Annotated in this window: 20 protein-coding genes; 6 read left to right on the plus strand and 14 right to left on the minus strand. The window is 70.8% G+C overall.

Annotated features, from left to right (window positions below):
- Positions 1 to 9 precede the first annotated feature (9 nt).
- The 4 genes from AB0M54_RS11730 to AB0M54_RS11745 form a co-directional block, all read right to left on the minus strand.
- Complete coding sequence (locus AB0M54_RS11730; protein ID WP_364322438.1) at positions 10 to 375, minus strand: hypothetical protein; 366 nt, start codon at positions 373 to 375, stop codon at positions 10 to 12.
- A complete protein-coding gene (locus AB0M54_RS11735) occupies positions 372 to 3,629 on the minus strand; it encodes an SseB family protein (RefSeq protein ID WP_364470540.1) in 3,258 nt (1,085 codons plus the stop codon). The genes AB0M54_RS11730 and AB0M54_RS11735 overlap by 4 nt, the downstream gene beginning before the upstream one ends.
- Positions 3,630 to 3,887: 258 nt before the next feature.
- The gene (locus AB0M54_RS11740; protein ID WP_364322434.1) at positions 3,888 to 4,181 is read right to left on the minus strand and encodes a WXG100 family type VII secretion target; all 294 of its coding nucleotides are present in this window, start codon (positions 4,179 to 4,181) and stop codon (positions 3,888 to 3,890) included.
- A 19-nt stretch (positions 4,182 to 4,200) separates the two neighbouring features.
- A complete protein-coding gene (locus AB0M54_RS11745) occupies positions 4,201 to 4,533 on the minus strand; it encodes a WXG100 family type VII secretion target (protein WP_364322432.1) in 333 nt (110 codons plus the stop codon).
- Between the two features lie 334 nt (positions 4,534 to 4,867).
- Here AB0M54_RS11745 and eccE point away from each other — a divergent pair, with 334 nt between their 5' ends.
- From eccE to rarD, 3 genes are all read left to right on the plus strand, one after another.
- Positions 4,868 to 6,733 carry a type VII secretion protein EccE gene (gene eccE / locus AB0M54_RS11750; protein ID WP_364470542.1) on the plus strand — a complete coding sequence of 622 codons (1,866 nt, stop codon included), beginning with the start codon at positions 4,868 to 4,870 and terminating at the stop codon, positions 6,731 to 6,733.
- A gap of 75 nt (positions 6,734 to 6,808) precedes the next feature.
- A complete protein-coding gene (locus tag AB0M54_RS11755) occupies positions 6,809 to 7,198 on the plus strand; it encodes a phage holin family protein (protein ID WP_364322428.1) in 390 nt (129 codons plus the stop codon).
- A 61-nt stretch (positions 7,199 to 7,259) separates the two neighbouring features.
- Complete coding sequence (gene rarD, locus AB0M54_RS11760; protein ID WP_364470544.1) at positions 7,260 to 8,210, plus strand: EamA family transporter RarD; 951 nt, start codon at positions 7,260 to 7,262, stop codon at positions 8,208 to 8,210.
- A gap of 34 nt (positions 8,211 to 8,244) precedes the next feature.
- Here rarD and AB0M54_RS11765 read toward each other — a convergent pair whose 3' ends face one another.
- The 3 genes from AB0M54_RS11765 to AB0M54_RS11775 form a co-directional block, all read right to left on the minus strand.
- Positions 8,245 to 8,961: a zf-HC2 domain-containing protein gene (locus AB0M54_RS11765; RefSeq protein WP_364470546.1), complete on the minus strand. Its 717-nt coding sequence runs from the start codon at positions 8,959 to 8,961 to the stop codon at positions 8,245 to 8,247.
- The gene (locus tag AB0M54_RS11770) at positions 8,958 to 9,473 is read right to left on the minus strand and encodes a sigma-70 family RNA polymerase sigma factor (protein WP_364322422.1); all 516 of its coding nucleotides are present in this window, start codon (positions 9,471 to 9,473) and stop codon (positions 8,958 to 8,960) included. Before AB0M54_RS11770 ends, AB0M54_RS11765 begins: the two co-directional genes overlap by 4 nt.
- 61 nt (positions 9,474 to 9,534) lie before the next feature.
- Positions 9,535 to 10,332 carry an IclR family transcriptional regulator C-terminal domain-containing protein gene (locus AB0M54_RS11775; RefSeq protein ID WP_364322420.1) on the minus strand — a complete coding sequence of 266 codons (798 nt, stop codon included), beginning with the start codon at positions 10,330 to 10,332 and terminating at the stop codon, positions 9,535 to 9,537.
- A 170-nt stretch (positions 10,333 to 10,502) separates the two neighbouring features.
- On the opposite strand from AB0M54_RS11775, the gene AB0M54_RS11780 reads away from it, so the two are divergent.
- Positions 10,503 to 11,663, plus strand: a complete 1,161-nt coding sequence (locus AB0M54_RS11780) for an MFS transporter (RefSeq protein WP_364470548.1) — start codon at positions 10,503 to 10,505, stop codon at positions 11,661 to 11,663.
- Here the strand turns inward: AB0M54_RS11780 and AB0M54_RS11785 are convergent.
- A complete protein-coding gene (locus tag AB0M54_RS11785; protein WP_364322654.1) occupies positions 11,641 to 12,654 on the minus strand; it encodes a polyprenyl synthetase family protein in 1,014 nt (337 codons plus the stop codon). The genes AB0M54_RS11780 and AB0M54_RS11785 overlap by 23 nt on opposite strands.
- Before the next feature lie 203 nt (positions 12,655 to 12,857).
- On the opposite strand from AB0M54_RS11785, the gene AB0M54_RS11790 reads away from it, so the two are divergent.
- Positions 12,858 to 13,448: a GrpB family protein gene (locus AB0M54_RS11790; protein ID WP_364470550.1), complete on the plus strand. Its 591-nt coding sequence runs from the start codon at positions 12,858 to 12,860 to the stop codon at positions 13,446 to 13,448.
- 5 nt (positions 13,449 to 13,453) lie between these two features.
- Positions 13,454 to 14,122, plus strand: a complete 669-nt coding sequence (locus AB0M54_RS11795; RefSeq protein ID WP_364470552.1) for an HAD family hydrolase — start codon at positions 13,454 to 13,456, stop codon at positions 14,120 to 14,122.
- A gap of 1,022 nt (positions 14,123 to 15,144) precedes the next feature.
- On the opposite strand, the gene nuoN is transcribed toward AB0M54_RS11795, so the two are convergent.
- The 6 genes from nuoN to nuoI are packed head-to-tail and all read right to left on the minus strand — an operon-like array spanning position 15,145 to position 21,813.
- Positions 15,145 to 16,677 (minus strand): NADH-quinone oxidoreductase subunit NuoN, encoded by a 1,533-nt coding sequence (nuoN, locus tag AB0M54_RS11800; RefSeq protein WP_364322412.1) that lies wholly within the window; start codon positions 16,675 to 16,677, stop codon positions 15,145 to 15,147.
- Between the two features lie 2 nt (positions 16,678 to 16,679).
- On the minus strand, positions 16,680 to 18,215 hold the full coding sequence (locus tag AB0M54_RS11805) for an NADH-quinone oxidoreductase subunit M (RefSeq protein ID WP_364322410.1): 1,536 nt from the start codon (positions 18,213 to 18,215) through the stop codon (positions 16,680 to 16,682).
- Positions 18,212 to 20,137, minus strand: coding sequence for an NADH-quinone oxidoreductase subunit L (gene nuoL / locus AB0M54_RS11810; RefSeq protein WP_364322408.1), 1,926 nt, complete (start codon positions 20,135 to 20,137; stop codon positions 18,212 to 18,214). Before nuoL ends, AB0M54_RS11805 begins: the two co-directional genes overlap by 4 nt.
- 13 nt (positions 20,138 to 20,150) lie before the next feature.
- Positions 20,151 to 20,450, minus strand: a complete 300-nt coding sequence (gene nuoK, locus AB0M54_RS11815) for an NADH-quinone oxidoreductase subunit NuoK (protein ID WP_364322406.1) — start codon at positions 20,448 to 20,450, stop codon at positions 20,151 to 20,153.
- Positions 20,447 to 21,220, minus strand: a complete 774-nt coding sequence (locus AB0M54_RS11820; RefSeq protein WP_364322404.1) for an NADH-quinone oxidoreductase subunit J — start codon at positions 21,218 to 21,220, stop codon at positions 20,447 to 20,449. Before AB0M54_RS11820 ends, nuoK begins: the two co-directional genes overlap by 4 nt.
- Complete coding sequence (nuoI, locus tag AB0M54_RS11825; RefSeq protein WP_364322402.1) at positions 21,217 to 21,813, minus strand: NADH-quinone oxidoreductase subunit NuoI; 597 nt, start codon at positions 21,811 to 21,813, stop codon at positions 21,217 to 21,219. The genes AB0M54_RS11820 and nuoI overlap by 4 nt, the downstream gene beginning before the upstream one ends.
- Between the last annotated feature and the right edge of the window lies 1 nt (position 21,814).

The raw sequence follows: 21,814 nt of genomic DNA on the forward strand, positions 1-21,814 counted from the left end.
AGACAGATCCTAGACCCGGTGCTCGTAGAGGTCGGACACCTCGTGCTGCGGCGCCCAGCCCTGGTAGACGCCGTAGTCGAACTCCTCCAGCCCGAGCTGCAGGGCGATCGGGGCGCGTCCGCCGGTGTACTCGACGCGCAGCCACTGCTCCGACTCGGCGAGCACGATGAACGGCTGGCCGCGCCACGTGCAGGTGGTGCGTACGTAGATCAGCTCGTCGTACTCGTGCTGGCGCAGCACCCGGACGAACCGCCCCGGCCGCACCTCCTCGAAGCCGTCGCCGGCCTCGGGCGCGTAGATCCGTGCGTCGTCACCGTCCGGGGCGGCCTCGTACTCCCGCCCCTGCCAGTTGACCACGTAGCCGTCCCGCATCACTGCTCACCGACCTTGCGCCACTGCGGGCCGTCGGCGTCGAAGATCGCGACCATCCGCTCGGTGCCGTCCGCATCCATCCGCCACAGCTGCGCGCCGTGCGGCAGCCGGACACTGTCCACCTTGAACTCGGCGATCACGTCGCGTCCCTCGCCCGGGGCGAAACCGTTGCCCCGGAACGGCGGCCGCTCGATCACCCAGCCGTCCATCGCCCGCAGCGCCTGCTCGCTCTGCCCGCCGTAGGGAATGCGGTACAGGCTCGGCCGGTACGCGGGCCAGCGCAGCACGAACGCCTCCTTGGCGTCCGGCGGGAACGGCGACCCCTCGTGGACCAGGCCCAACGCGGCGAACAACTCGGCCGGCGTACGCAGGTGCTCGACCTCGTTGGCCCGGTGCACGAAGCCGGCCACCCGGTCGTACGCCCGCTCCAGGAAGAAGTCGATCTGGCCCGGCAGGATCGTCTTCTGCATCACGGTGGCGTGCTGCGCGGCGTCGCTGGCCCGCTGCGGCAGCGGCGCGGGCTTCTCCACCCGCTCCTCCGGCTCGGCGCCCAGGCCGGCCTCGTCGGCCCAACTGGCCAGCGCGATGACCTGCGGGCCCGGGTACTTGGCGCCGACCGGCGAATCGGGGTTGACCGCGAACGACCAGTTCGGGTCGGGCCAGTTGCGGATCAGCTCGAGGAACTTCGCCGGGGCCGTGCGCACCGGGTGGTCGTGGTACTCGGACAGCCGGTCGCGGCTGGTGAACACCACCAGGAACGGTCCGCCGTCCATCTCCTCGGTGCGGAAGACGAAGCCCGACTCGCCCGGCGTGCTGCCCGGCCGCGAGTTGTCGGCGACCGGCACCAGCACCGTGGCCAGCAGCAGCGTCGACAGGAAGGAGTCGGTGCTGTGCTCGTCGGCGGCGGCCAGCAGGTCGCGTTCGGTCGCGTTGGCCGGGGTGAAGTCGGCGGCCCGGTCGGGCGTCGCCGATTCGGCCGGGACTTCCGGTCGCCGGCTTTCCGGTCGTGAGGCTTCCGGCCGCTGGGCTTCCGGCCGCGGGCTTTCCGGTCGTGAGGCTTCCGGCCGTGGGCTTTCCGGTCGTGAGGCTTCCGGCCGTGGGCTTTCCGGTCGCGCGCCCGCGGGCTGGGCGAACGGGGCGCGGGCCGGGTGACCGGCGTCGGCGCCCGGAGTGCCCGGCACGACCGGCGGCATGTAGCTCGGCCGGGCGGGGGTCTCGGTGGGCGGCGCGGTGCGGCTGCCGGACAGGGACTGCGCGGCGGCGGCCATGCTCGGCGGGGTCTCGCCCGGCTGCCGGCGGGGCAGGCCAGGCGGTGCGGCGTCCGGTGTGGAAGGTGCCGCGCCGAGATGCCCGGGTACGGGCGGAGTCTGCGCCATCGGGGTACGGGTGGGCAGCGGGGCCTTCAGATCCTGCAGCGGGGGCAGGGCGCCGGGCGGGCCGCTCGTGGGCGTCGGAGCGCCGGGGCCGGCCGGAACACCGCTGACCGGCCGGCCGCCGGGCGCCGCGCCGCTGATCGGAGCGTTGTCGGCCGGGCCACCGCCGGTGGGGACCGTGCGCCGGGGCAACCCGCCGATGCTCGGACCGGAGCCGTCGCCGGCCGGGCCGGTGTTCAGCGAGGACGGCGGGCCGCTGGTGGGAGCGCCGCTGGCCGGCGCGCCCCTCGTCGGAAGCGCACCGGGCGCACCCGGCGAACTCGGCGGGGCGGACGACGGCGCGGTGCCGGCGGGCATGCTCGGCGGGCTGTAGGCGGCCGGAACCGCGTCGGCCGGCGCGTCACCCGGGGTCCGGCCGTAGCCGCCGGGCACGAAGCCGCTGCCGGCCGTGCCGGTCGGCGTCTGACTTGCCTGCGGGACGCGCGAGGGCAGGCCGCTGGGCAGGACGGCGCCTGGATTCCGGATCGGCAGGCCACCCGGGCCGACCTGTCCCGGCTCGCCGGAGGGGTTGCGCTCCCCCGGCCGCTGCGGAGCCCCACGAGCGGGAAGGCCACCCTGCGCCGGCTCGCCGGACGGGCTGCGCGTGGGAAGGCCACCCGGACCGCTCTGCGCCGGCTCACCGGACGGAGTGCGGGTGGGAAGGCCACCGGGGCCGCTCTGTCCCGGCTCGCCGGACGGGCTGCGCGTGGGAAGGCCGCCGGGGCCGCTCGTCGGTGCGGGCGGGGCGCCGGGGAAGCTTGACGGCGCGGCGCTCGAGAAACTCGGCGGGGCGCTGGCCGGCGCGGCGCTGGGGAAACTCGGCGGGGCGCTGGCCGGCGGGGCGCTGGGGAAACTCGGCGGCGCGCTGGCCGGCGCCGCGCTGGTCGGGGCGCTGGGGAAGCCCGGCGGGCCGCTCGCCGGGGCCGCGCTGGTCGGAGCGCCAGGGAAGCTTGGCGGCGCGCTGGCGGGCGACGAGGTCGGAACGCGCGACGGGAGGGCGGGCGCGGCCGGACCACCCATCCGGGTGCCGGTGATGCCGCCGGAGGGGGTCGCGGGACCGCCGCTCAGCCCAGGGGCGCCACTGGCCGCGGGAGCCGCGCCGCCGCCGGTCGTGCGCGGTGGCCGGTTACCGAAGGCGGCCGCGGCACCCGGCGTGCGTTTCGGCTCGAGCCCGGACTTCTGCTCGGGCCCGCCGGGCGGGAAGGCACCGGCACCCGGCCGGAAGCCCCCGTCGCCATCGGGCCGGAAGCCGGAGTCAGCGCCGGCGCCGGGCAGGCCACCACTCGCCGCGCCGGCCATCGCACCAGCGGCGGCAGAGCCACCCGCGAGAGCAGAGCCACCCGCAGGAGCAGCGCCACCGGTCGGCGGCATCGGCCCGCCCTGCTGGCTGGACCCGGACTTGCCACCCAGGGCGGCACCGGCCAGGTCTTGCGTCTCACGTCCGGGCCCACGCTTGGGCAGGCGCACGTCGCCGCGCGACAGCTGCGCCACGAACCAGGCCGGAAGGTAACCCTCGATCGGCAACCCCGGGTTGACGGCGAGCCACCACTCGAGGTTGGGCCAGGTGTCGGCGAGTTCGGCGTAGGCGACCCGGCGCGCCGAGCCGGTGTAGTCAGCCAGACAGGCCTGTAGCGCGGACGGAGAGGTGAATGCGAGCACGTGTGTTCGCCCGCCGGTGCTCCACGTACCCCAGCCCAACGGCGCGAGGCCGGCGAGCGCGTCCGCGGAGACGGGCAGGAGCAGGTCCACACCGGCGAGGATGCGGAAGTAGGACTCCTGATCGTCGGTGCGCAAAGCGTCGCGCATCGCCCTCTCGGCGTCCGTCGCCGGTTCCCACTCGGACACGCTCACTCTCCCAACGCGCGCGAACGAGACCATCTCAACGCGTACAACCTACAAGGTCAGGCGACGATCACAATGGGCGGCAGCGGGCAGACAACCAAGTTGGGTGTATACCGACGCGCAAAGACTGTCACAGCGACAACCGAATCACCCTGTGACCGACGACCATCACAGAAGGTAGCGTTATCGGCCGAATCAGGCAATGGACAGACTGCGGCCGGGACCACCCCCGGGTCGGAGCGGGTCCCGGCCGCCGGTCGATCACTGGAAGCGGTTGGTTGCCCGCTTCTCCGTTTCCTGGTAGCCCGTGGCGGCCTGGTCGACCGCGTTCTTGATCGACTGCAGGATCTGCTTGAGGTCGTTCGCGGAGGTCTCCCAGGTGGTCTGGCGCTGGTGGTAGGCGGTCTGGGCCTCACCGCTCCAGGTTCCGAGCAGCTTCTTGCCCGCGGAGTCGAGGTCGGCCAGGTCGGCGTCCAGCTTGTTGACCGCGGACTGGATTTGCTGGCTCGCGTTCGCCAGCGAGGACCAGTTGACGAGAAGCACACCGTCGTTCATCAGATCTCCTTCTCGTCCCTCAGAGCGGCAGCGTGTAGCCGGTGCTACCGGTCTTGGAGACCGACGACGCGGCCTCGCTGTCGGTCGTGTCGTAGCTCGTCGCGGACTCACGGATCGACGTGGCGGTGTCGGTGAGCGCCTTGCTGAGCGTCTTCAGGTCGGCGTCGTACTGCTGCCGGACCTTCTGGAACTCGCCCGCCGCAATGCCCTTCCAGCCTGCCTGCAGCTCCGTCAGCTGTCCCATGAGAGTGTTCAACATGGACTGAATCGACGAGTTGGTGTTGTCGAACTTGTTGGCGGTATCCGCCATTTGCTGCGACTGTGCTTCCGTCTGGGCCACCCCGGACGTCACCCCGCTTTCTCGCTATCGGTCATCGGACGGCTCGGCCGGCGGATCCATGCTGGACCCAGTTTGCAACCGAGGACATCGATGCAGATTTCAGGTTAACCCCTGCGGCCGAACCTTGGGGGGCACCCCTGAGCTGGGCATCGATGAATTACGAAGCCCGACGGTAGCGGGGTGCGCGGTACGGCGGAAGTCCGGTTACTCAAACTGTGGACAACCGCCGCCCTGTGGATAACCACGCCCGGTTACCCGCCCCCTGTGAAACTGGTCCGCGCCATACGATGTGGCGCACAAGGCGAAGACGCCGACAGATATGTCCCGGGGGGAAGGGAGCGCGCGGGTGACTGCGGAATTGGCCGGCCGACGCGACTATCCCGGCCTCAGCGGGGGCATTCCCCCACAAACCGGGCCACGGGTCCGGCCATTGCGCCGCGGCCGCCTCTTCGGCATGCGGACCGGCCAGCTGGTCAGCACCCAGATCGCCGCGGTCCTGCTGGTGGTCGGGGCGGTCCTCGGACCGATCGCGCTGGCCGGCGCCGCGATGCTCGCGGTCATCCTGCTGGCGATCACCTGGCTGCGGCTGCGCGGCCGGTGGGCGTTCGAGTGGATCAGTGTCGGGATGCGTTATTCCGGCCGGCCGCACACCGTGACGCTGGACAGCTCGCCGACCGCGGTGCTCCAGCTCGCCTCGCCCGGCGCCCGGATCGAGCAGACCGAGCTCGGCGGCGACCAGGCCACCGTGATCGTCGACGGCCACGGCATCACCGCGATCCTCGAGCTGGGCGACCCGGCCGGCCTGCTGGCCGAAGACCTCCTGCGGCTGCCCACGCCGGCCTCGCTGCTGCCGCCGGCCGGCGGCCCCGACCACCCGCCGTGCCGGGTGCAGATGATCTTCACCGGGGTGCCCGCCCCCTCGGTCCGCGCCGGCAACGGCACCCCGGCCAACTCGTACCGCCAGCTCACCGACGGCCGGCTCCTGGGGCACACCCGGGCGCTGATCGCGGTCCGCGTGCTGTCCGGCGAGGGCTGGTCGGCCGAAGACCTGCGGCGCTCGCTCTCCGGGCTGGTCCGCAAGATCCCGCGCCGGCTGGGCGAGCTGCCGGCCCGGCCGCTGGGTGAGGCCGCCGCGCTCCGGGTGATCGGCGAACTGGCCCACGACGACGCCATCGGCCCGGCCCAGGAGATGTGGCCCGGCCTGCGGATCGGTGGCCTGACCCAGGCGACGTACCGGCTCGACCGCTGGCCCGACCTGGCCGCCGAGAGCGCCCAGCGCCTGATCGGCCGGATGCTGGCGCTGCCCGCCGCGGCCACCACGGTCAGCCTGACCGCCGGTCCCCGCCACGAGAACGGCGCGCCGACGGTCGCGGTCGACCTGACCGTCCGGCTGGCCGCCCCCGACCAGACCACGCTGGGCTTCGCCGCGCAGGCGCTGCGCAAGATGGTCGCCGCCGAGCGGGGGCATGTGCGCCGGCTCGACGGCGAACACCTGACGGGGTTCGCGGCCACCCTGCCGCTGGGTGGCGGCCCGCTGACCGATGTGCCCGGCCGCCCCGCCGACGGCGCGCTGCCGCCGGCCGTGATGGACGGCCTCGACCTGAGCCTCGGCGCGGCCGGCATGATGGTCGGCCGCAACCGCGCCGGTGAGCCGGTGGTGGCCCGGATGTTCCGGCCCGAACAGACCCGGGCGCTGCTGGTCGGCGGCGTCCGCTGCGCCCAGCTGATCTCGCTGCGGGCGATGGCGCTGGGCGCCCGCGTGGTCGTCCAGACGGCCCGGCCCCAGGCCTGGGAGCCGTTCGTGCGGGGCGCGGCGGTCCCGGGCGAGGCGATCGCCGTGGTGCCGCCGGGGCGGGCGGTGGAGATCCCGCCCGGTTCGCCCCTGCACCCGCTGCTCGTGGTCGTCGACGTCGGCCCGGTCGGCGCCGACCCACGGCCCGGCGCCGGCTGGCAGGCCACGCTCGTGGTGCGCGACGACTTCAGCGCCGCCGACATCGACGTGGCCTCCCGCGCCGACCTGTTGATCGTGCAGCCGCTGCGGGCCGACGAGGCCAATCTGATGGGTACCGCGATCGGCCTGGGCGAGACCGCCCAGTGGCTGACCCGCATCCGCCCCGACATGGTCGGCCTGATCAACCGCCGCGCCGTCCGCTGGGCCGCCCTCGCCCAGACCCCGATCGAGGCCCAGCTGATCGGCCCGCCCGGCCGTTAGCGGGCCCCATAGACGTCGGAGAGATCGCGGAGTGTCGGCTGGACCGGTAGCGCGATCGTGGCACCATCCGTTGCCATGGGCATCCTCATCCGGCTCGTCATCACGGCGGTGTCGCTCTGGCTCGCGACGGTGCTGATCAGCGGCATCGAGCTGACCACCGACTCGCTGCCCGGCAAGGTCGGCACGCTGATCGCCGTGGCGGTGATCTTCGGCCTGGTCAACGGCATCCTGCGGCCGATCATCAAGGCGATCGGCTGCGGCTTCTACGTCCTGACCCTGGGCCTCATCGCGATCGTGGTCAACGGCCTGCTGTTCCTGCTGACCAGCTGGATCGCGGGACAGTTCGACCTGCCGTTCCACGTCGACAGCTTCTGGCCGTCGGCCGTCCTCGGCGCCCTTCTCGTCGGCGTCGTCAGCTGGCTGCTCAACGCCCTGGTCCCGGACGGCGGGGACCGGGACGACTGACCGGACGTGAGTTGAGACATATGCAAGGAGCAGACGGCAGGGCGGCCCTTACCGTGAGGGAATGACCGAGGAGCGGCGCGGATATCTGTACGGGCTGAGCGCGTACGTGCTCTGGGGCTTCTTCCCGATCTACTTCAAGCTGCTGCGGCCGTCGTCGCCGTTCGAGATCCTGGCCCACCGGGTGATCTGGTCGGTCGTCTTCGTGGCCCTGGTGCTCGCCGTGATGCGCAACTGGCGGTTCCTGGGGCGGCTGATGCGCGACCGGCGGCGGCTGCTCGGTGTGATGCTCGCGGGGCTGCTGATCGGCGTCAACTGGGGCACGTACATCGTCGGGGTCAACTCGTCGCGGGTGGTCGAGACCGCGCTGGGGTACTTCATCACGCCGCTGGTCGTGGTGCTTCTCGGTGTCACGGTCATGCGGGAACGGCTGCGGCGGTGGCAGTGGCTGGCCGTCGGGATCGGCGCGGTCGCCGTGGCCGCGCTGACCATCGACTACGGGCGCCTGCCGTACATCGCGCTGATCCTGGCCGCCAGCTTCGGCTCGTACAGCCTGATCAAGAAGCGGCTCAACCTGCCGCCGGCCGAGGGTCTGTTCGTCGAGTCGGCGGTGCTCGCCCTGCCCGCGCTCGGATTCCTGACCTGGCTCGGCCTGACCGGCGAGGCCACCGTGGGGCACGTGAGCGCCGGCCACACCGTACTCATCGTGCTCTCCGGGGTGGCCACCGCCGTCCCGCTGATCCTCTTCGCCGGCGCGGCCAACCGGGTGCCGCTGGTCGGGCTCGGGATCATGCAGTACGTCGCGCCGATCATCCAGCTCGCGGTCGGCGTCCTGATCTATCACGAGCCGATGCCGGCCGCCCGTCTCGCCGGGTTCACGCTGGTCTGGGCGGCGCTGATCATCTTCACCGTGGACGGGATCCGCAACGCCCGGCGGACCGCGAAGATCAAGAGGGCGGCGGCCGGGCCGGCGGCCGCCACCGTCGAACCGGCCGCCGCCCTACCGCCACGCTGACGAGAGCCTGAAGGCCCGGAGCCGAAAGGCCTCGTCAGGGGACGTCATAGGCGAGCAGCACCTTGCCGTCACCACGCACCAGCTCGAGCCGGGAGAGACTCCCGTCGCCGATGTACGTGTTGCCGCTCATGGTGAACTCCTTGCCCGGCGACGCCGTCCAGGAGCCCAACTGGTCCTCCTGGTCGTCCGCGCCGTGCGCGACCAGCCGCACCGTGTACGGCTTCAGGTCGGGAGCGTTCTTGTTGTAGACGCACTTCAGGTCGATCTTCGTGCCGCCCGGCGCCTTGGTCAGGCCGATGTCCGCGGTCAGGGCCACCCCGTCGGCGACCGTGCTCATCTGCCGCATCGCCACCGGCTGCTGCGGGTTCGTCGACGGCGACGTGGTGCCACCCATCACGAACATCGCGCCGATGCCGACGATCAGCGCCAGCACGGCCGCGGCCAGGGCGGTGCTCAGCACCCGTACCCGCGTCTTCTTCTGCTCTCTGCGTCTCGTGCGCTGCGCGGCGCTGACCAGATGGGAGGCGCGGCTCGGAGGCGGCGGCGCCGGCTGGGTCAGCGACGGGTCGAGGAGCTTCGCGAAGTCGGCCGGCTCGAGCCGGCCCAGCAGACCGGGCAGCACCGCGATGTCCGCGACCGCTTCCCGGCAGAACGAGCAGGTCGAGAGATGCCGCTCGTACGCGGCCCGCTCGGCGGGCGACAGGGCACCGAGGACGTACGCGCCGTCGTCGTGCTCGTGCTCGCACCTCATGCCGTCACCCCCATCTCGTTCAGCGCCATCTTCAACGAGCGCAACGCATAGTGCGTGCGCGACTTCACTGTGCCCGGGGGCACCCCGAGCCGTGCGGCGGCCTCGGCCACCGAATGTCCTCGGTAGAAGCACTCGACCAGGACGTCACGATGTTGCTGGGACAGCCGTCCGAGCGCCTCGGCCACGGTCCATGCTTCGACCGCGCGATCCGCCTCGTCGGTATCCGGTGGTGGTTCGGGCATAACGTCGGTCATCACCTCACCCACCCGCACCGACCGGCGTCGCCAGGCGTCGATGGCCAGGTTTCGCGCGGTGGTGAACAGCCATGACCGCACCGCACCACGTTCCGGGTCCAGCGCCTCGGGATACCGCCAGGCCCGGAGCAGGGTTTCCTGCACCAGATCCTCCGCCTGCTGCCGGTCTCCTCCGGAGAGCCGGACGGCGTGGGCGTAGAGGGCATCCCCGTGTTCGTCCTGCAGAGCACGAAGCAGTTCGGCTTCCTGATCGTCCAAGAGCCCGCCCTCCCTCGTGTTCCACCCGTTCTTACGTGTGGAGGGAGAGAGCGGTTCAAACTCACGCGGTAGCCGCGTCACCACCCGATGACAGCGCCTCCGCGACGTTGCGCGCCGCCGCGGTCAGCTTGGCCCGGACCACCCGGGCCGACGTGAGCATCTCGGCCGCGGGCAGCGAGCAGGCCAGCACCAGCCGGCGTTCCATGTCGCGGTCGGTGATCACGGTGACCGCCGCGCAGGCCACGCCCTGCCGGAACTGGCCCATCTCCAGCTGCATGCCACGCCGCTCGCCGGCGGCCAGGTCGGCTTCGAGGGCCTCGGTCGTGGTCAGCGTGGCCGGGGTGAACGGCCGCATGCCGTAGTCGCGCAGGTATCGCGCCCGCTGGTCGGCGGTGAGCGTGGCCAGCAGCGCCTTGCCCAGCGCGGTCGCGTGGCCGCCCTCGTCGAACCCGGGCGTCATGTCGTCCATGAACGGGGAACGCGCGCCGTCGGCCGACGCGGTCACCGCTATCCGGCCGCCGACGAACCGGCCCAGATAGTGGCTGTATCCGGTGTCCACCGCGGCTCGGCGCAGCGCCTCGCCCACGGCGGGCGGGCCGCGGAAGGCGGAGACGAGCTCACGATAGCGATCGGCGATCTCCAGACCCACGATGTACGTGCCGTCCTCACGACGGATCACATAGCCCTCGTAGGCCAAGGTTCGGACAAGGTGATACGTCGTCGCGACGGTGAGTTCGCACCGCCGGGCGATCTGTTTCACGGTGAGTCCGCGCGGAGCACGTCCCACCGACTCGAGCACACGCAACGCGCGTGACACGCTCCGGATGAGATCTGACGGCTCCGCCAGAGGGTCGCGCACAGCCACCTCCGACGCCGGGGACTTACACCATATGAATAATCTTCCCCTGACGGAATGCCAAATGCGTGTGGATCCTGGTCGATTTGCACGAGCCGTGTGGTCATTCCCACTGAGCGTGCCTGGATGCATCACACAGGCTTAGTCTGCGGATGATGGCTACCACCTCTCCGATGCTCACGAAAAGGCGTCCGGTCCGCGCCGTCACCGGGGCGCTGACCACGACGATCGCGGTTTCCATCCCGGTATTCCTGGTCGGTGGCCTGGCCGTACAGATCGGTGACGATCTCGGCTTCTCCCCGGCCGGACTCGGTCTCGCCGTCTCGGCCTATTTCGGGGCCAGCGCACTGGCGTCGGTACCCGCCGGCGCACTCGCCGAAAAGTTCGGTTCCACGAACGTGTCACGTGTGGCCATCGGATTGGCCAGTGCGTCGTTACTGGCCATCGCTCTCGGCGCCCGATCGCTGTGGAGTCTGGTCGCGATCCTGGCCCTCGGCGCCGCCGCCAACGCGATGGGTCAGCTTGCCAGCAACAGCAGCCTGGCCGAGCACGTGCCGCCCCGCCGGCAGGGGCTGTCGTTCGGGGTGAAGCAGGCGGCGATCCCGGTGTGCACACTGCTCGCCGGGGCGTCGGTGCCCGTGATCGCGCTCACGCTGGGCTGGCGCTGGGCGTTCGCCCTGGCCGCGGTGCTGGCGATCGGCGCGCTCACGCTCGTACCCAGGTCGAACGACGCCAAGCGCAAGTCGCGCGGAGAGAGCGGGGACCGGGCGACCGCGGCGCTGATCGTGCTCGGGGCGGCGGCGACGCTCGCGGCGGGCGCGGCCAACGCGCTGGGGACGTTCCTGGTCGATTCGGCGGTGGAGCGCGGCATCTCGCCCGGACCCGCCGGCCTGACCCTCACCCTGGGCGGCGCGGTGTGCGCGCTCGCCCGGATCACCGGCGGCTGGCAGGCCGACCGGTTCCCCGGCCGGCAGGTCGGAGTGATCGCCGGGCTGCTGGCGGCCGGCGCGATCGGGCTGGGGCTGCTGGCCGTCTCGGGCACGGTGCCACTGGTCATCGGCGTGCTGATGGGCTTCGGGCTGGGCTGGAGCTGGCCCGGTCTGATGAACTTCGCGGTGGTCCGGCTGCACCCACAGGCGCCGGCCGCCGCGACCTCGATCACCCAGACCGGGGTGTACGCCGGAGGCTGCCTCGGCCCACTGGGGCTGGGCGCGGTCGCGACGATGGCCGGTTACCCGACAATGTGGACGGTCGCGGCCGTGGCGATGTTGCTGGCCGCTCTCCTGATGTTCGTGGGGAGCCGGATGTTGCTCAGTTGGTCCGGTCGGCGATGAAGTCGCAGAGGGCTTCCATCGCCGCCTTGGACGAACCATCCGGCAGCGGCGCCAGGCTGGCGCGGGCCTCTTCGGCATACCACCGGACCGTCTCGCGCGCCCGCTTCATCGCCGCCGAATCGCGCAGCAGGCCGAGCGCCTCGGCATGCAGGGCGTCGTCGGTCACCGGGCCGATCGCCAGGATCTCGCGCAGCCGCACCGCCGAGGCGTCGTTGTCGTCGTCGGCCAGCGCGTAGAGCACCGGCAGCGTCGGAACGCCCTCGCGCAGGTCGGTGCCCGGCGTCTTGCCCGACTGCACCGACTCGGACGTGATGTCGAGCAGGTCGTCGGAGAGCTGGAAGGCGATGCCGATCGTCTCGCCATAGCCGGCCAGGGCCTCGATGTGTTCCGGCGCCGCCCCCGAGAACAGCCCGCCGAAGCGCGCCGACGTCGCGATCAGTGACGCCGTCTTCTCGGTGATCACACCCAGGTAGTGGTCGATCGGGTCGCTGCCGCGCGGCCCCACGGTCTCGGCGATCTGGCCGTGGACCAGCCGCGAGAACGTACGCGCCTGAAGCCGCACCGCCTCGGGCCCCAGCGACGCCGCGATGTCGGCCGCCCGCGCGAACAGGTAGTCACCGACCAGGATCGCCAGCGAGTTGCCCCAGCGCGCGTTGGCGCTCGCCGCCCCGCGCCGCACGGCTGCCTCGTCCATGACGTCGTCGTGGTAGAGCGTCGCCAGATGTGTGAGCTCCACCACGAGCGAGGCATCGATGATCTCGGGCCGCCCCGGGTCGCCGAACTGGGCCCCCAACGCCAGGATCAGCGGCCGGAACCGCTTGCCGCCGGCTTCCATCAGATGTCGTGCCGCCTCGGCCACCAGCGGATCGGCGCTGGCCACGTTGCTGCGCAGCGCCACCTCCACAGACGCCAGCGTCGCCGTCACGACCTCATCGACGCTGGCGTCGATCTCCAGGCCGAGCGCCGCGAGCGCGCTGTCACCGGTGCTCATCACGCTTTCACGATGCCATACGGGTCCGACACTTCCCGTGCCAGGGTTATCAAGATCATCCTTGGGTACGCGCGCAGCCCCTGCTCGTCCGCGCCGACCGGCCAGTCGGTGCGAACGCTCCGCCCCCGCTTCCGGGTTGTCCCGACCGGTCCGGCCAGCCCGGCCCGGCACCGTCAGTGGCGGGTGGTCGGTAACGTCGCGTCATGCGCCTCCCTCCGCTGCCCGTGGCGGCCCCCGCCCTGACACCGGAACAGATGGCGCGGCGAGCCGTGGGCGACCGCCCCACCGAGGTGAGCCAGCCGATCACGGTGAGTGAGTACGACCCGGAGTGGCCGGCCCGGTTCGCGCGCGAGGAAGACCGGATCCGGGCGGCCCTCGGCGACCGCGTCCTCGCCCTCGACCACGTCGGCTCCACGGCCGTGCCTGGGCTCCCGGCCAAGGACCGCGTCGACATCGACCTCATCGTGGCCGACCCGGCCGACGAGGACGCCTACGTGCCCGCGCTGACCGCGGCCGGCTACCGCCTGGCCACCCGGGAACCGGACTGGTACGAGCACCGCGCCCTGTGGACCGCCACCCACGACGTCAACCTGCACGTCTTCGGCCCCGACTGCGACGAGCACCTGCGACACCTGATCTTCCGCGACCACCTGCGCGCCCACCCCGCGGATCGCGACCGCTACGCCGGCGTCAAACGGCGGGCCGCGGCCGACCATCCGATGAGCATGGCCGGATACGTGGCCGCCAAGGCCACCGTCGTCATCGCCATCCTGCGCCGGGCCGGCCTGGTCTGACCACTGTGGAACCCCTGATCTTCGATCTCTACAACACCCTGCTCGACGGCGCCGACGACGAACGCGACGTGGTGGTGGCCGAGATGGCCATGGTGGTCGGCGTCGCACCGGAAGCTCTGGTCGAGGCCTACCACGACAGTTGGCGCGTACGGCTGATCAGCTGGACGGTCGAGGAGACCATCACGATTCTCGCCGCCCGCGTCGGTGGCCGGCCCAGCCACGAGCAGGTGGCCGCGGCGGCCGAGATGCGCCGGGCGTTGGCTCGCCGGCTGCTCAGCAACGTACCCCCGTCGACTTTGGACTCGCTGGATCGCCTGCGCGCCAACGGCCATCGTCTCGCCCTGGTCAGCAACGCCACCTCGGAGACGGCCGAGGCGTGGCCGGACACCCCGCTGGCGTCCCGCTTCGACGCGGCCGTCTTCTCCAGCTCGGTGGCACTGGCCAAGCCCGACCCGGCGATCTACCGCCTCGCCGCCGACCGCCTCGACGCCGCGCCCGAGACTTGCCGCTTCATCGGCGACGGCGCCGACGACGAACTGGACGGCGCCCTGAAGGCCGGGATGACCGTGATCCGGACCACCGAGTTCCGGGACAGCGCCCCCTGGTGGACCGGCCCCACCATCAGCGCGCTTGAGAGCCTTCCGGGTGGAGGTCTGCTGCATCGCTCGCGCTGATCATGGACTGAGCTTGGTTGCCAGGCGCCCCGGCTGCCCACTCGCCCTCCCTGCCGCCGCTCACGCTCCCGACCAAGCCGCGCATTCGCAGCGCCGCGGACGGTGTCCCGGCCGCCCCTACCACCGTCACGACCAGTGGTAGGACAGCCCGGCATCGCGGCCCCGAATACCGTCAGGACCCACCACTGCCACGGACGGTGGTAGGGCACGGCGTCGCCCGACCGGACACCGTCAGGACCTACCACCGCTGCGGGCAGCCAGGGTGAGGGGCGGCAGCGAGGGTGAGTCGGCAGCCCGGGCGCCTGGCTACCCCCGGCCGCTCGACCAGCCAGCTGCCCAGCCCTCGGTTTCCCTGCGCCAGACGGTCCTGCCGCTCAGACGACATCGTCCGCCCAGCCGCGGTCAATGTGGCACCCAACGCCGACGGACTGATTTCGATCTTGACGAGCGCGAGCGCACCGCCACCTCCCCCACCCCGGCACTGGGTGGGCCAAACGTTAGGCGGCGGCTACGACAATTTCAGACCGACATCCACAGGCGCGGCGCGGCTCTTCGCGATGAGAGCAAGGCGCGGCTCTAGGCGGAGAACGCAAGGCGCGGCACGAGGTGGAGAGCGCCAGGAACGGCACGAGGCGGTGAGGAGAAAGCGCGGCGCTAGGCGGAGGGAGAGCAAGGCGCGGCAAGGTCATGGGGGTAAGAGCAAGCGGTCGGGGCCCGGGAAGGCGAGAACAAGCGCGGCGCAGCCCGGAAGGCGAGAACAAGCGCGGCGCGGCTTTTGGTGGTGGGAGCTTGGATCACGCACCCGGCAGGGTGTGGTCATCCGCTCATGAGCCGCCAGGCGAATGGATGGCCGCGCCCGGTGCCCGCGGAAGCATACGTCTCGGATCCACAACGAACGCGGGAAATAGATCTTCAGGAACTTGATCTTCAAGAGACGAGAAACAAGAGACAAGAAACAAGAAACGGCAGCGCCTTGAACGAAGCAGCCCCGGCCGACAATCGACCGGGGCTGCATCAGCGAATCATCTGACGAATTGGGCGGCGTCCGTGGTGAGGTCCAGCAGGGGTGCCGGAGCGATGCCCAGTGCCAGCGTCGCCAGGAAGCCGATGGCCAGGGCGGCTGAGGTCATGGCGCCGGGCACGGAGACTGTGGGGGTCGACTCGCCGGGCTCGCTGAGCCACATCATGACGACCACCCGCAGGTACGGGAAGGCCAGCAGCATGCTGGTGATCACGCCGAAGATGACCAGCCAGGTCTGTCCGCCCTCGATGGCCGCGCCGAAGACCGCGAACTTGCTGGTGAAGCCGCTGGTCAGTGGGATGCCGGCGAAGGCCAGCAGGATGAACGTGAACAGGCCGGCGAACAGGGGACTCTTACGGCCCAGGCCGGCCCACCGGGAGAGGTGGGTGGCCTCGCCGTCGGCGTCGCGGACCAGGGTGACGACGGCGAAGGCGGCCAGCACCGAGAAGCCGTAGGCGACCAGGTAGAACATGGTGCTGGACAGGCCGCTCTTGTTCAGGGCCAGGGCGCCGACCAGCAGGTAGCCGGCGTTGGCGACCGACGAGTACGCCAGCAGCCGCTTCATGTCGGTCTGGGTGACCGCCAGGACGGCGCCGACCAGCATGGTGAGGACGGCGATGGCGCCGAGGACGGGCTGGAAGTCCCAGCGGACGCCGTCGAAGGCGACGTAGAGGATGCGCAGCAGCGCGCCGAACGCCGCGACCTTGGTGCACGCCGCCATCAGGGCGGTGACCGGAGTCGGCGCGCCCTGGTAGACGTCGGGGGTCCAGACGTGGAAGGGGGCCAGCGCGCCCTTGAACAGCAGGCCGATGGCGACCAGGGCCAGGCCGGCGAAGAGCAGCACCTCGCTGCGCTGGGGGGTGGCCACCGCGTCGTGGATCTGGCTGAACTGCACGCCACCGGAGAAGCCGTAGATCATGGCCACGCCGAACAGGAAGAAGGCCGAGGCGTACGAGCCGAGCAGGAAGTACTTGAGCGCGGCCTCCTGGCTGAGCAGGCGCCGGCGGCGGGCCAGCGCGCACAGCAGGTAGAGCGGCAGCGAGAAGACCTCGAGCGCGACGAACATGGTCAGCAGGTCGTTCGCGCCGACGAAGAGCAGCATGCCGCCCAGCGCGAACATGGTCAGCGGGTAGACCTCGGTGGCGCCGGGCTCGCTGCCGGCCTGCTTGAGGTCTTTCTGCGAGCCGACCGTGATCGCCGCCTGGGAGACGAACGCGCCGCCCTTCTCGATCGACCGCTCGCCGATCAGCAGCAGCGACACCAGGCCGAGCAGCAGGATCGCGCCCTGCAGGAACAGCGTGGGACCGTCCACCGCGACCGCGCCGCCGATGGTGACCGTGCGCTTGCCGTGGAAGACGATCACCGTGACGAACGCGGCGACCGTGGCCAGCATGGCCAGGGTGAGCTGGACCGGGTGGCGGGACCGCTTCGGCGCGAGCGCCTCGATCAGCACCCCGATGCAGGCGGCCCCGAAGAGGATCAGCATCGGCGCCAGGGCGCCGTAGTCGATCGCGGGTAGTTTGAGGTCTCCCATGGCTACGGAGCCGTCCTTCCGTTTGCGACCGCCGTCGGGCCCGGATCCTGCGTGCCGACGTCCTGCATGGTCGCCTGTACCGCCGGGTTGATCACGTCGGTGATCGGCTTCGGGTAGAAGCCGAAGATGATGAGCAGCGCCACCAGCGGCGCGACGACCACCTTCTCGCGCAGCGTGATGTCCTTCGTCATGGCCGGCACCTCGGCGAGCGCGGGGTTCAGGGTGCCCTGCGTGGTGCGCTGGATCATCCAGAGCACGTACGCGGCGGCCAGGATGATGCCCGCGGTGGCGACCACGGCCCAGGCCGGGTGCACGGTGAACGTGCCGACCAGGACCAGGAACTCGCTGACGAACGGGGCGGTGCCGGGCAGCGCCAGCGACGCCAGACCGGCGAAGAACATCACGCCGGCCAGCACCGGGACCAGCTTGCCGGCCCCGCCGAAGTCGCTGACCAGGGCCGAGCCGCGCCGGGACACGAACATGCCGACGACCAGGAACAGCAGGCCGGTGGCGAGGCCGTGGTTGACCATGTAGAGCACCGAGCCGGTGCCGCCCTGCGTGGTGAAGGCGAAGATGCCGATGCCGATGAACCCGAAGTGCGCGATCGAGGTGTACGACACCAGCCGCTTGAGGTCGTTCTGGCCGACCGCGAGCAGCGCCGCGTAGATGATGCCGATCACCGCGAGGGCGATCGCGACCGGCGCGAACCAGCGTGACGCCTCGGGGAACATCGGCAGGCAGTAGCGCAGGATGCCGAAGGTGCCGACCTTGTCCAGCACGCCGACCAGCAGCGCCGCGGCGCCGGCCGGGGCGGCGCCACCGGCGTCGGGCAGCCAGGTGTGGAACGGGAAGAACGGCGCCTTGATCGCGAAGGCGATGAAGAAGCCGAGGAACAACCAGCGGCCCGCCTCGGTGCCGATGTCGGCGTTGACCAGCGTCTGCCAGTCGAAGGTGTTCTCACCGGCGACCACCCACACGCCGATTACCGCGGCCAGCATGAAGAGGCCGCCGACCAGCGAGTAGAGGAAGAACTTGACCGCGGCGTACTGCCGGCGCTGGCCGCCGTAGCTGCCGATGATGAAGTACATCGGCACGAGCATGACCTCGAAGAACACGTAGAACAGGAAGATGTCGGAGGCCGCGAAGACGCCGATCATCGTGCATTCGAGGGCGAGGAGCAGGGCGAAGTAGGTGGGCACGCTCCGGTTGGTCTGTTCCGCGTCGTGCCACGACGCGAGGATGACCAGGGGTACGAGCACCGCGATCAGCATCAGCAGGACCAGGGCGATGCCGTCCACCTCGAAGGTGAAGCGCACGCCCCAGTTGGGGATCCACGGGTACGACTCGCGGAACTGGAAGCGTTCGCCGCCCACCTCGTAGGCGATCCACATCAGGACGCTGAGCACCAGCACGACCAGCGACCAGACCAGCGCAACAGTCTTGGCCAACTGTCCCTTGGCCTTCGGGATGAACGCGACCACCAGCGCGCCCACCAGCGGGAGCAGCGTGAGAATCGACAGGAACGGGAAGTTCTTCACGCCAGCCATCCCAACTGAACGGCGAGGAAGGCACCGACGACCAGGACCGCGCCGGTGAGCATCGAAAGGGCGTAGGAGCGCACGAACCCGGTCTGGAGCCGCCGCAGCCGGCCGGAACTGCCGCCGACCCCGGCCGCGATCCCGTTGACCACGCCGTCGATGCCCCTGTTGTCGAGGTAGACCAGCGCCCGCGTCAGGTAGACGCCGGGCTTCTCGAACACCGCCTCGTTGATCGAGTCGGTGTAGAGGTTCTTGCGGGCGGCGGTGACCACCACGCCGGCCGGCTGCTCGGCCAGGGCGGTGCCGCGGCGGAACATCGCGAAGGCGGTGCCCGCGCCGAGCAGCGAGACCGCGACCACCAGAAGGCTGATCACGATGGCCGGCATGACCGGCTCGTGTTCGCCCTCGCCGGTCACCGGCTCGAGCCAGGCCGGGATGGCCGAGTGCCGGCTGAGCAGGAAGCCCGCCACCATCGAGCCGAACGCCAGCAGCATGAGCGGCACGGTCATGATGGCCGGCGACTCGTGCGGGTGCTTGTTGTCCTCGGTGTACCGCTCCGGGCCGTGGAAGGTCAGCACGAACAACCGCGTCATGTAGAAGGCGGTCAGGCCCGCGCCGACCAGGGCCGCGGTGCCGAACAGCCAGGACGTCCAGTCGCCGCGGGCGTACGCCGCCTCGATGATCGGGTCCTTGGAGAAGAAGCCGGACAGCGGCGGGATGCCGATGATCGCCAGCCAGCCCGCCATGAAGGTCAGCCAGGTCCACTTCATGTGCTTGCGCAGGCCACCGAACCGCCGGATGTCGACCTGGTCGTGCATGCCGTGCATGACCGACCCGGCGCCGAGGAACATGTTGGCCTTGAAGAAGCCGTGCGCCAGCAGGTGGATGATGGCCAGCGCGTACGCCCCGCCACCGAGCCCGACGCCCAGGAACATGTAGCCGATCTGGGAGACCGTCGACCAGGCCAGGACCCGCTTGATGTCGTCCTTGGCCGCGCCGATGATGCAGCCCATCAGCAGGGTGAGCGCGCCGACGCTGACCACGATGGTCTGCAGCGTGTGGTTGGCCGAGAAGATGATGTTCGAGCGGGCGATCAGGTAGACGCCCGCGGTCACCATCGTCGCGGCGTGGATCAGGGCCGAGACCGGGGTCGGGCCCTCCATCGCGTCCGGGAGCCAGGCGTGCAGCGGGAACTGACCGGACTTGCCGGCCGCGCCGAGCAGCAGCAGGAGGCCCAGGATCAGGACCGTGGTCGCGGACAGCGAGCCGACGCCGTTGAAGACGTCGGAGTACTGCGTGCTGCCCAGCGTCGCGAACATCAGGAAGATGCCGATGGCCAGGCCGGCGTCGCCGACCCGGTTCATCAGGAACGCCTTCTTGCCCGCGGTGGCCGCCGACGGCCGGGTGTACCAGAACGAGATCAGCAGGTACGACGCCAGACCGACGCCCTCCCAGCCGAAGTACAGCATCACGTAGTTGTTGCCGAGCACCAGCAGCAGCATGGCCGCGACGAACAGGTTGAAGTATCCGAAGAACTTCCGCCTGCCCTCGTCGTGCTCCATGTAGCCCACCGCGTACAGGTGGATCAGCGAACCGACACCGGTGATCAGCAGGACGAACACGCCGGACAGCGGGTCGAACAGCAACCCGAAGTCGACGTGCAGGCCGCCCACCACGATGAAGTCCCACATGCTCAGCTCGGCCGAGCGGCCTTCGGCGTCCAGCCCGCTCAGGCTGAGGAACATGGTCAGGCCGAGGACGAACGTGACGGCGACGGCCAGCACGCCCAGCCAATGGCCCCACCGGTTGGCCCGCTTGCCGAGCAGCAGCAGGACGGCCGCGCTGGCCAGCGGAATGGCCACCAACAGCCAGATACCGCTCAGCAACCCCGTGGCCGGGGCATACTCCACTGTCGCTTCCACTCCAAATGCCCCTTTAGTACTTCAGCAGGTTCGCGTCGTCGACGCTCGCGGAACGACGCGTCCGGAAGATCGACATGATGATCGCGAGGCCCACCACGACCTCGGCCGCGGCGACCACCATCACGAAGAACGAGATGATCTGGCCGTCCAGGCTGCCGTTGATCCGGCTGAAGGTGACCAGCGCGAGGTTCGCCGCGTTGAGCATCAACTCGATGCACATGAACAGCACGATCGCGTTGCGGCGGATCAGCACGCCGGCCGCGCCGATCGTGAACAGGATCGCCGCGAGGATGAGGTAGTAGTCGGGTGTCACTTCTCGGTCCTCTTCGGCTCGGCCTCGCGCGTCGTCAACTCACGCACGGGGAGAATCGGCGAGATGCTGCGCTCGGACCCGTTGCCGTCGGGCAGGCGGGCGGGCACAGCAACCGACATGGTGTTGGCGTAGACGCCGGGACCGGCCTTCGGGCCCGGGTAGCTGCCCGGCCGGAACCGGGCGGTCATCCGGGTGACCTGGTCGGCCAGGTCGGCCTTGGTGCGTTCCACGTGAGCCATCACCATCGCGCCGACCGCCGCGGTGATCAGCAGGGCCGAGGTGACCTCGAACGCGAACACGTACCGGGTGAACAGCAGCGAGGCCAGCCCCTGGACGTTGCCGTTGGCGTTGGCCGCGGTCAGACCGGCCGACGCGGTGCCGCTCAGCGCGCGGGCCAGGCCGGCCGCGACCAGGGCGGCGAAGCCGATGCCGAGCACGATCGCGGCGACCCGCTGGCCGCGCAGCGTCTCGATCAGCGAGTCGGACGCGTCCCGGCCGACCAGCATCAGCACGAACAGGAACAGCATCATGATCGCGCCGGTGTAGACGATGATCTGCACCGCGCCGAGGAACGGCGCCGAGTTCATCACGTAGATGAAGCCCAGGCAGAGCATGGTGACGACCAGCCAGAGCGCGGAGTGCACCGCGTTGCGGGCGATGACCATGCCCAGCGCGCCGATCACCGCGAGCGTGCCGAGGATCCAGAAGCCCACGGCCTCACCGTTGGAGACGTGGTCGGCGGCGGCGGCGAGCACGACGTCCGGGCTCATCGTGCGCCCTCCTTCGCCGCTTCCCCGGTTCCGTCGACGGCCTCGTTGGTCGACCACGGCGCCCGCTCGGCGCCGGCCGAGGTGCCCGGGTTGGTCAGCGCCCCGAGGTAGTAGTCCTTGTCGGTCTCGCCGAGGCGCATCGGGTGAGGTGGCTGCTCCATGCCCGGCAGCAGCGGCGCCAGCAGTTCCTTCTTGGTGAAGATCAGGTCCTGCCGGTTGTCCCGGGCCAGCTCGTACTCGTTGCTCATGGTCAGCGAACGGGTCGGGCAGGCCTCGATGCACAGGCCGCAGAAGATGCACCGGGCGTAGTTGATCTGGTAGATGCCGGCGTACCGCTCACCCGGCGAGAAGCGCATCTCGTCGGTGTTGTCGGCGCCCTCGACGTAGATCGCGTCGGCCGGGCAGGCCCAGGCGCACAGTTCGCAGCCGATGCACTTCTCCAGGCCGTCCGGGTGCCGGTTGAGGATGTGCCGGCCGTGGTAGCGCGGCGCCGGCGTGGGCGGCGTGAACGGGTAGTCGGTCGTGATGACCTTGCGGAACATGTGCGCGAAGGTCACCCCGAAGCCCTTGAAGGAGCCGGTGAACGTGCCCACG

The sequence above is a fragment of the Actinoplanes sp. NPDC051470 genome, from assembly GCF_040682035.1.
Classification (GTDB): Bacteria; Actinomycetota; Actinomycetes; order Mycobacteriales; family Micromonosporaceae; genus Actinoplanes.

What these genes read in the sequence shown, in the direction of transcription:
- AB0M54_RS11740 (WP_364322434.1), bottom strand. Translation starts at nt 4,181, where the DNA reads ATGAACGACGGTGTGCTTCTCGTCAACTGGTCCTCGCTGGCGAACGCG.
- AB0M54_RS11755 (WP_364322428.1), top strand. Translation starts at nt 6,809, where the DNA reads ATGGGCATCCTCATCCGGCTCGTCATCACGGCGGTGTCGCTCTGGCTC.
- rarD (WP_364470544.1), top strand. Translation starts at nt 7,260, where the DNA reads ATGACCGAGGAGCGGCGCGGATATCTGTACGGGCTGAGCGCGTACGTG.
- AB0M54_RS11765 (WP_364470546.1), bottom strand. Translation starts at nt 8,961, where the DNA reads ATGAGGTGCGAGCACGAGCACGACGACGGCGCGTACGTCCTCGGTGCC.
- AB0M54_RS11780 (WP_364470548.1), top strand. Translation starts at nt 10,503, where the DNA reads ATGCTCACGAAAAGGCGTCCGGTCCGCGCCGTCACCGGGGCGCTGACC.
- AB0M54_RS11785 (WP_364322654.1), bottom strand. Translation starts at nt 12,654, where the DNA reads ATGAGCACCGGTGACAGCGCGCTCGCGGCGCTCGGCCTGGAGATCGAC.
- AB0M54_RS11790 (WP_364470550.1), top strand. Translation starts at nt 12,858, where the DNA reads ATGCGCCTCCCTCCGCTGCCCGTGGCGGCCCCCGCCCTGACACCGGAA.
- nuoN (WP_364322412.1), bottom strand. Translation starts at nt 16,677, where the DNA reads ATGGGAGACCTCAAACTACCCGCGATCGACTACGGCGCCCTGGCGCCG.
- AB0M54_RS11820 (WP_364322404.1), bottom strand. Translation starts at nt 21,220, where the DNA reads ATGAGCCCGGACGTCGTGCTCGCCGCCGCCGCCGACCACGTCTCCAAC.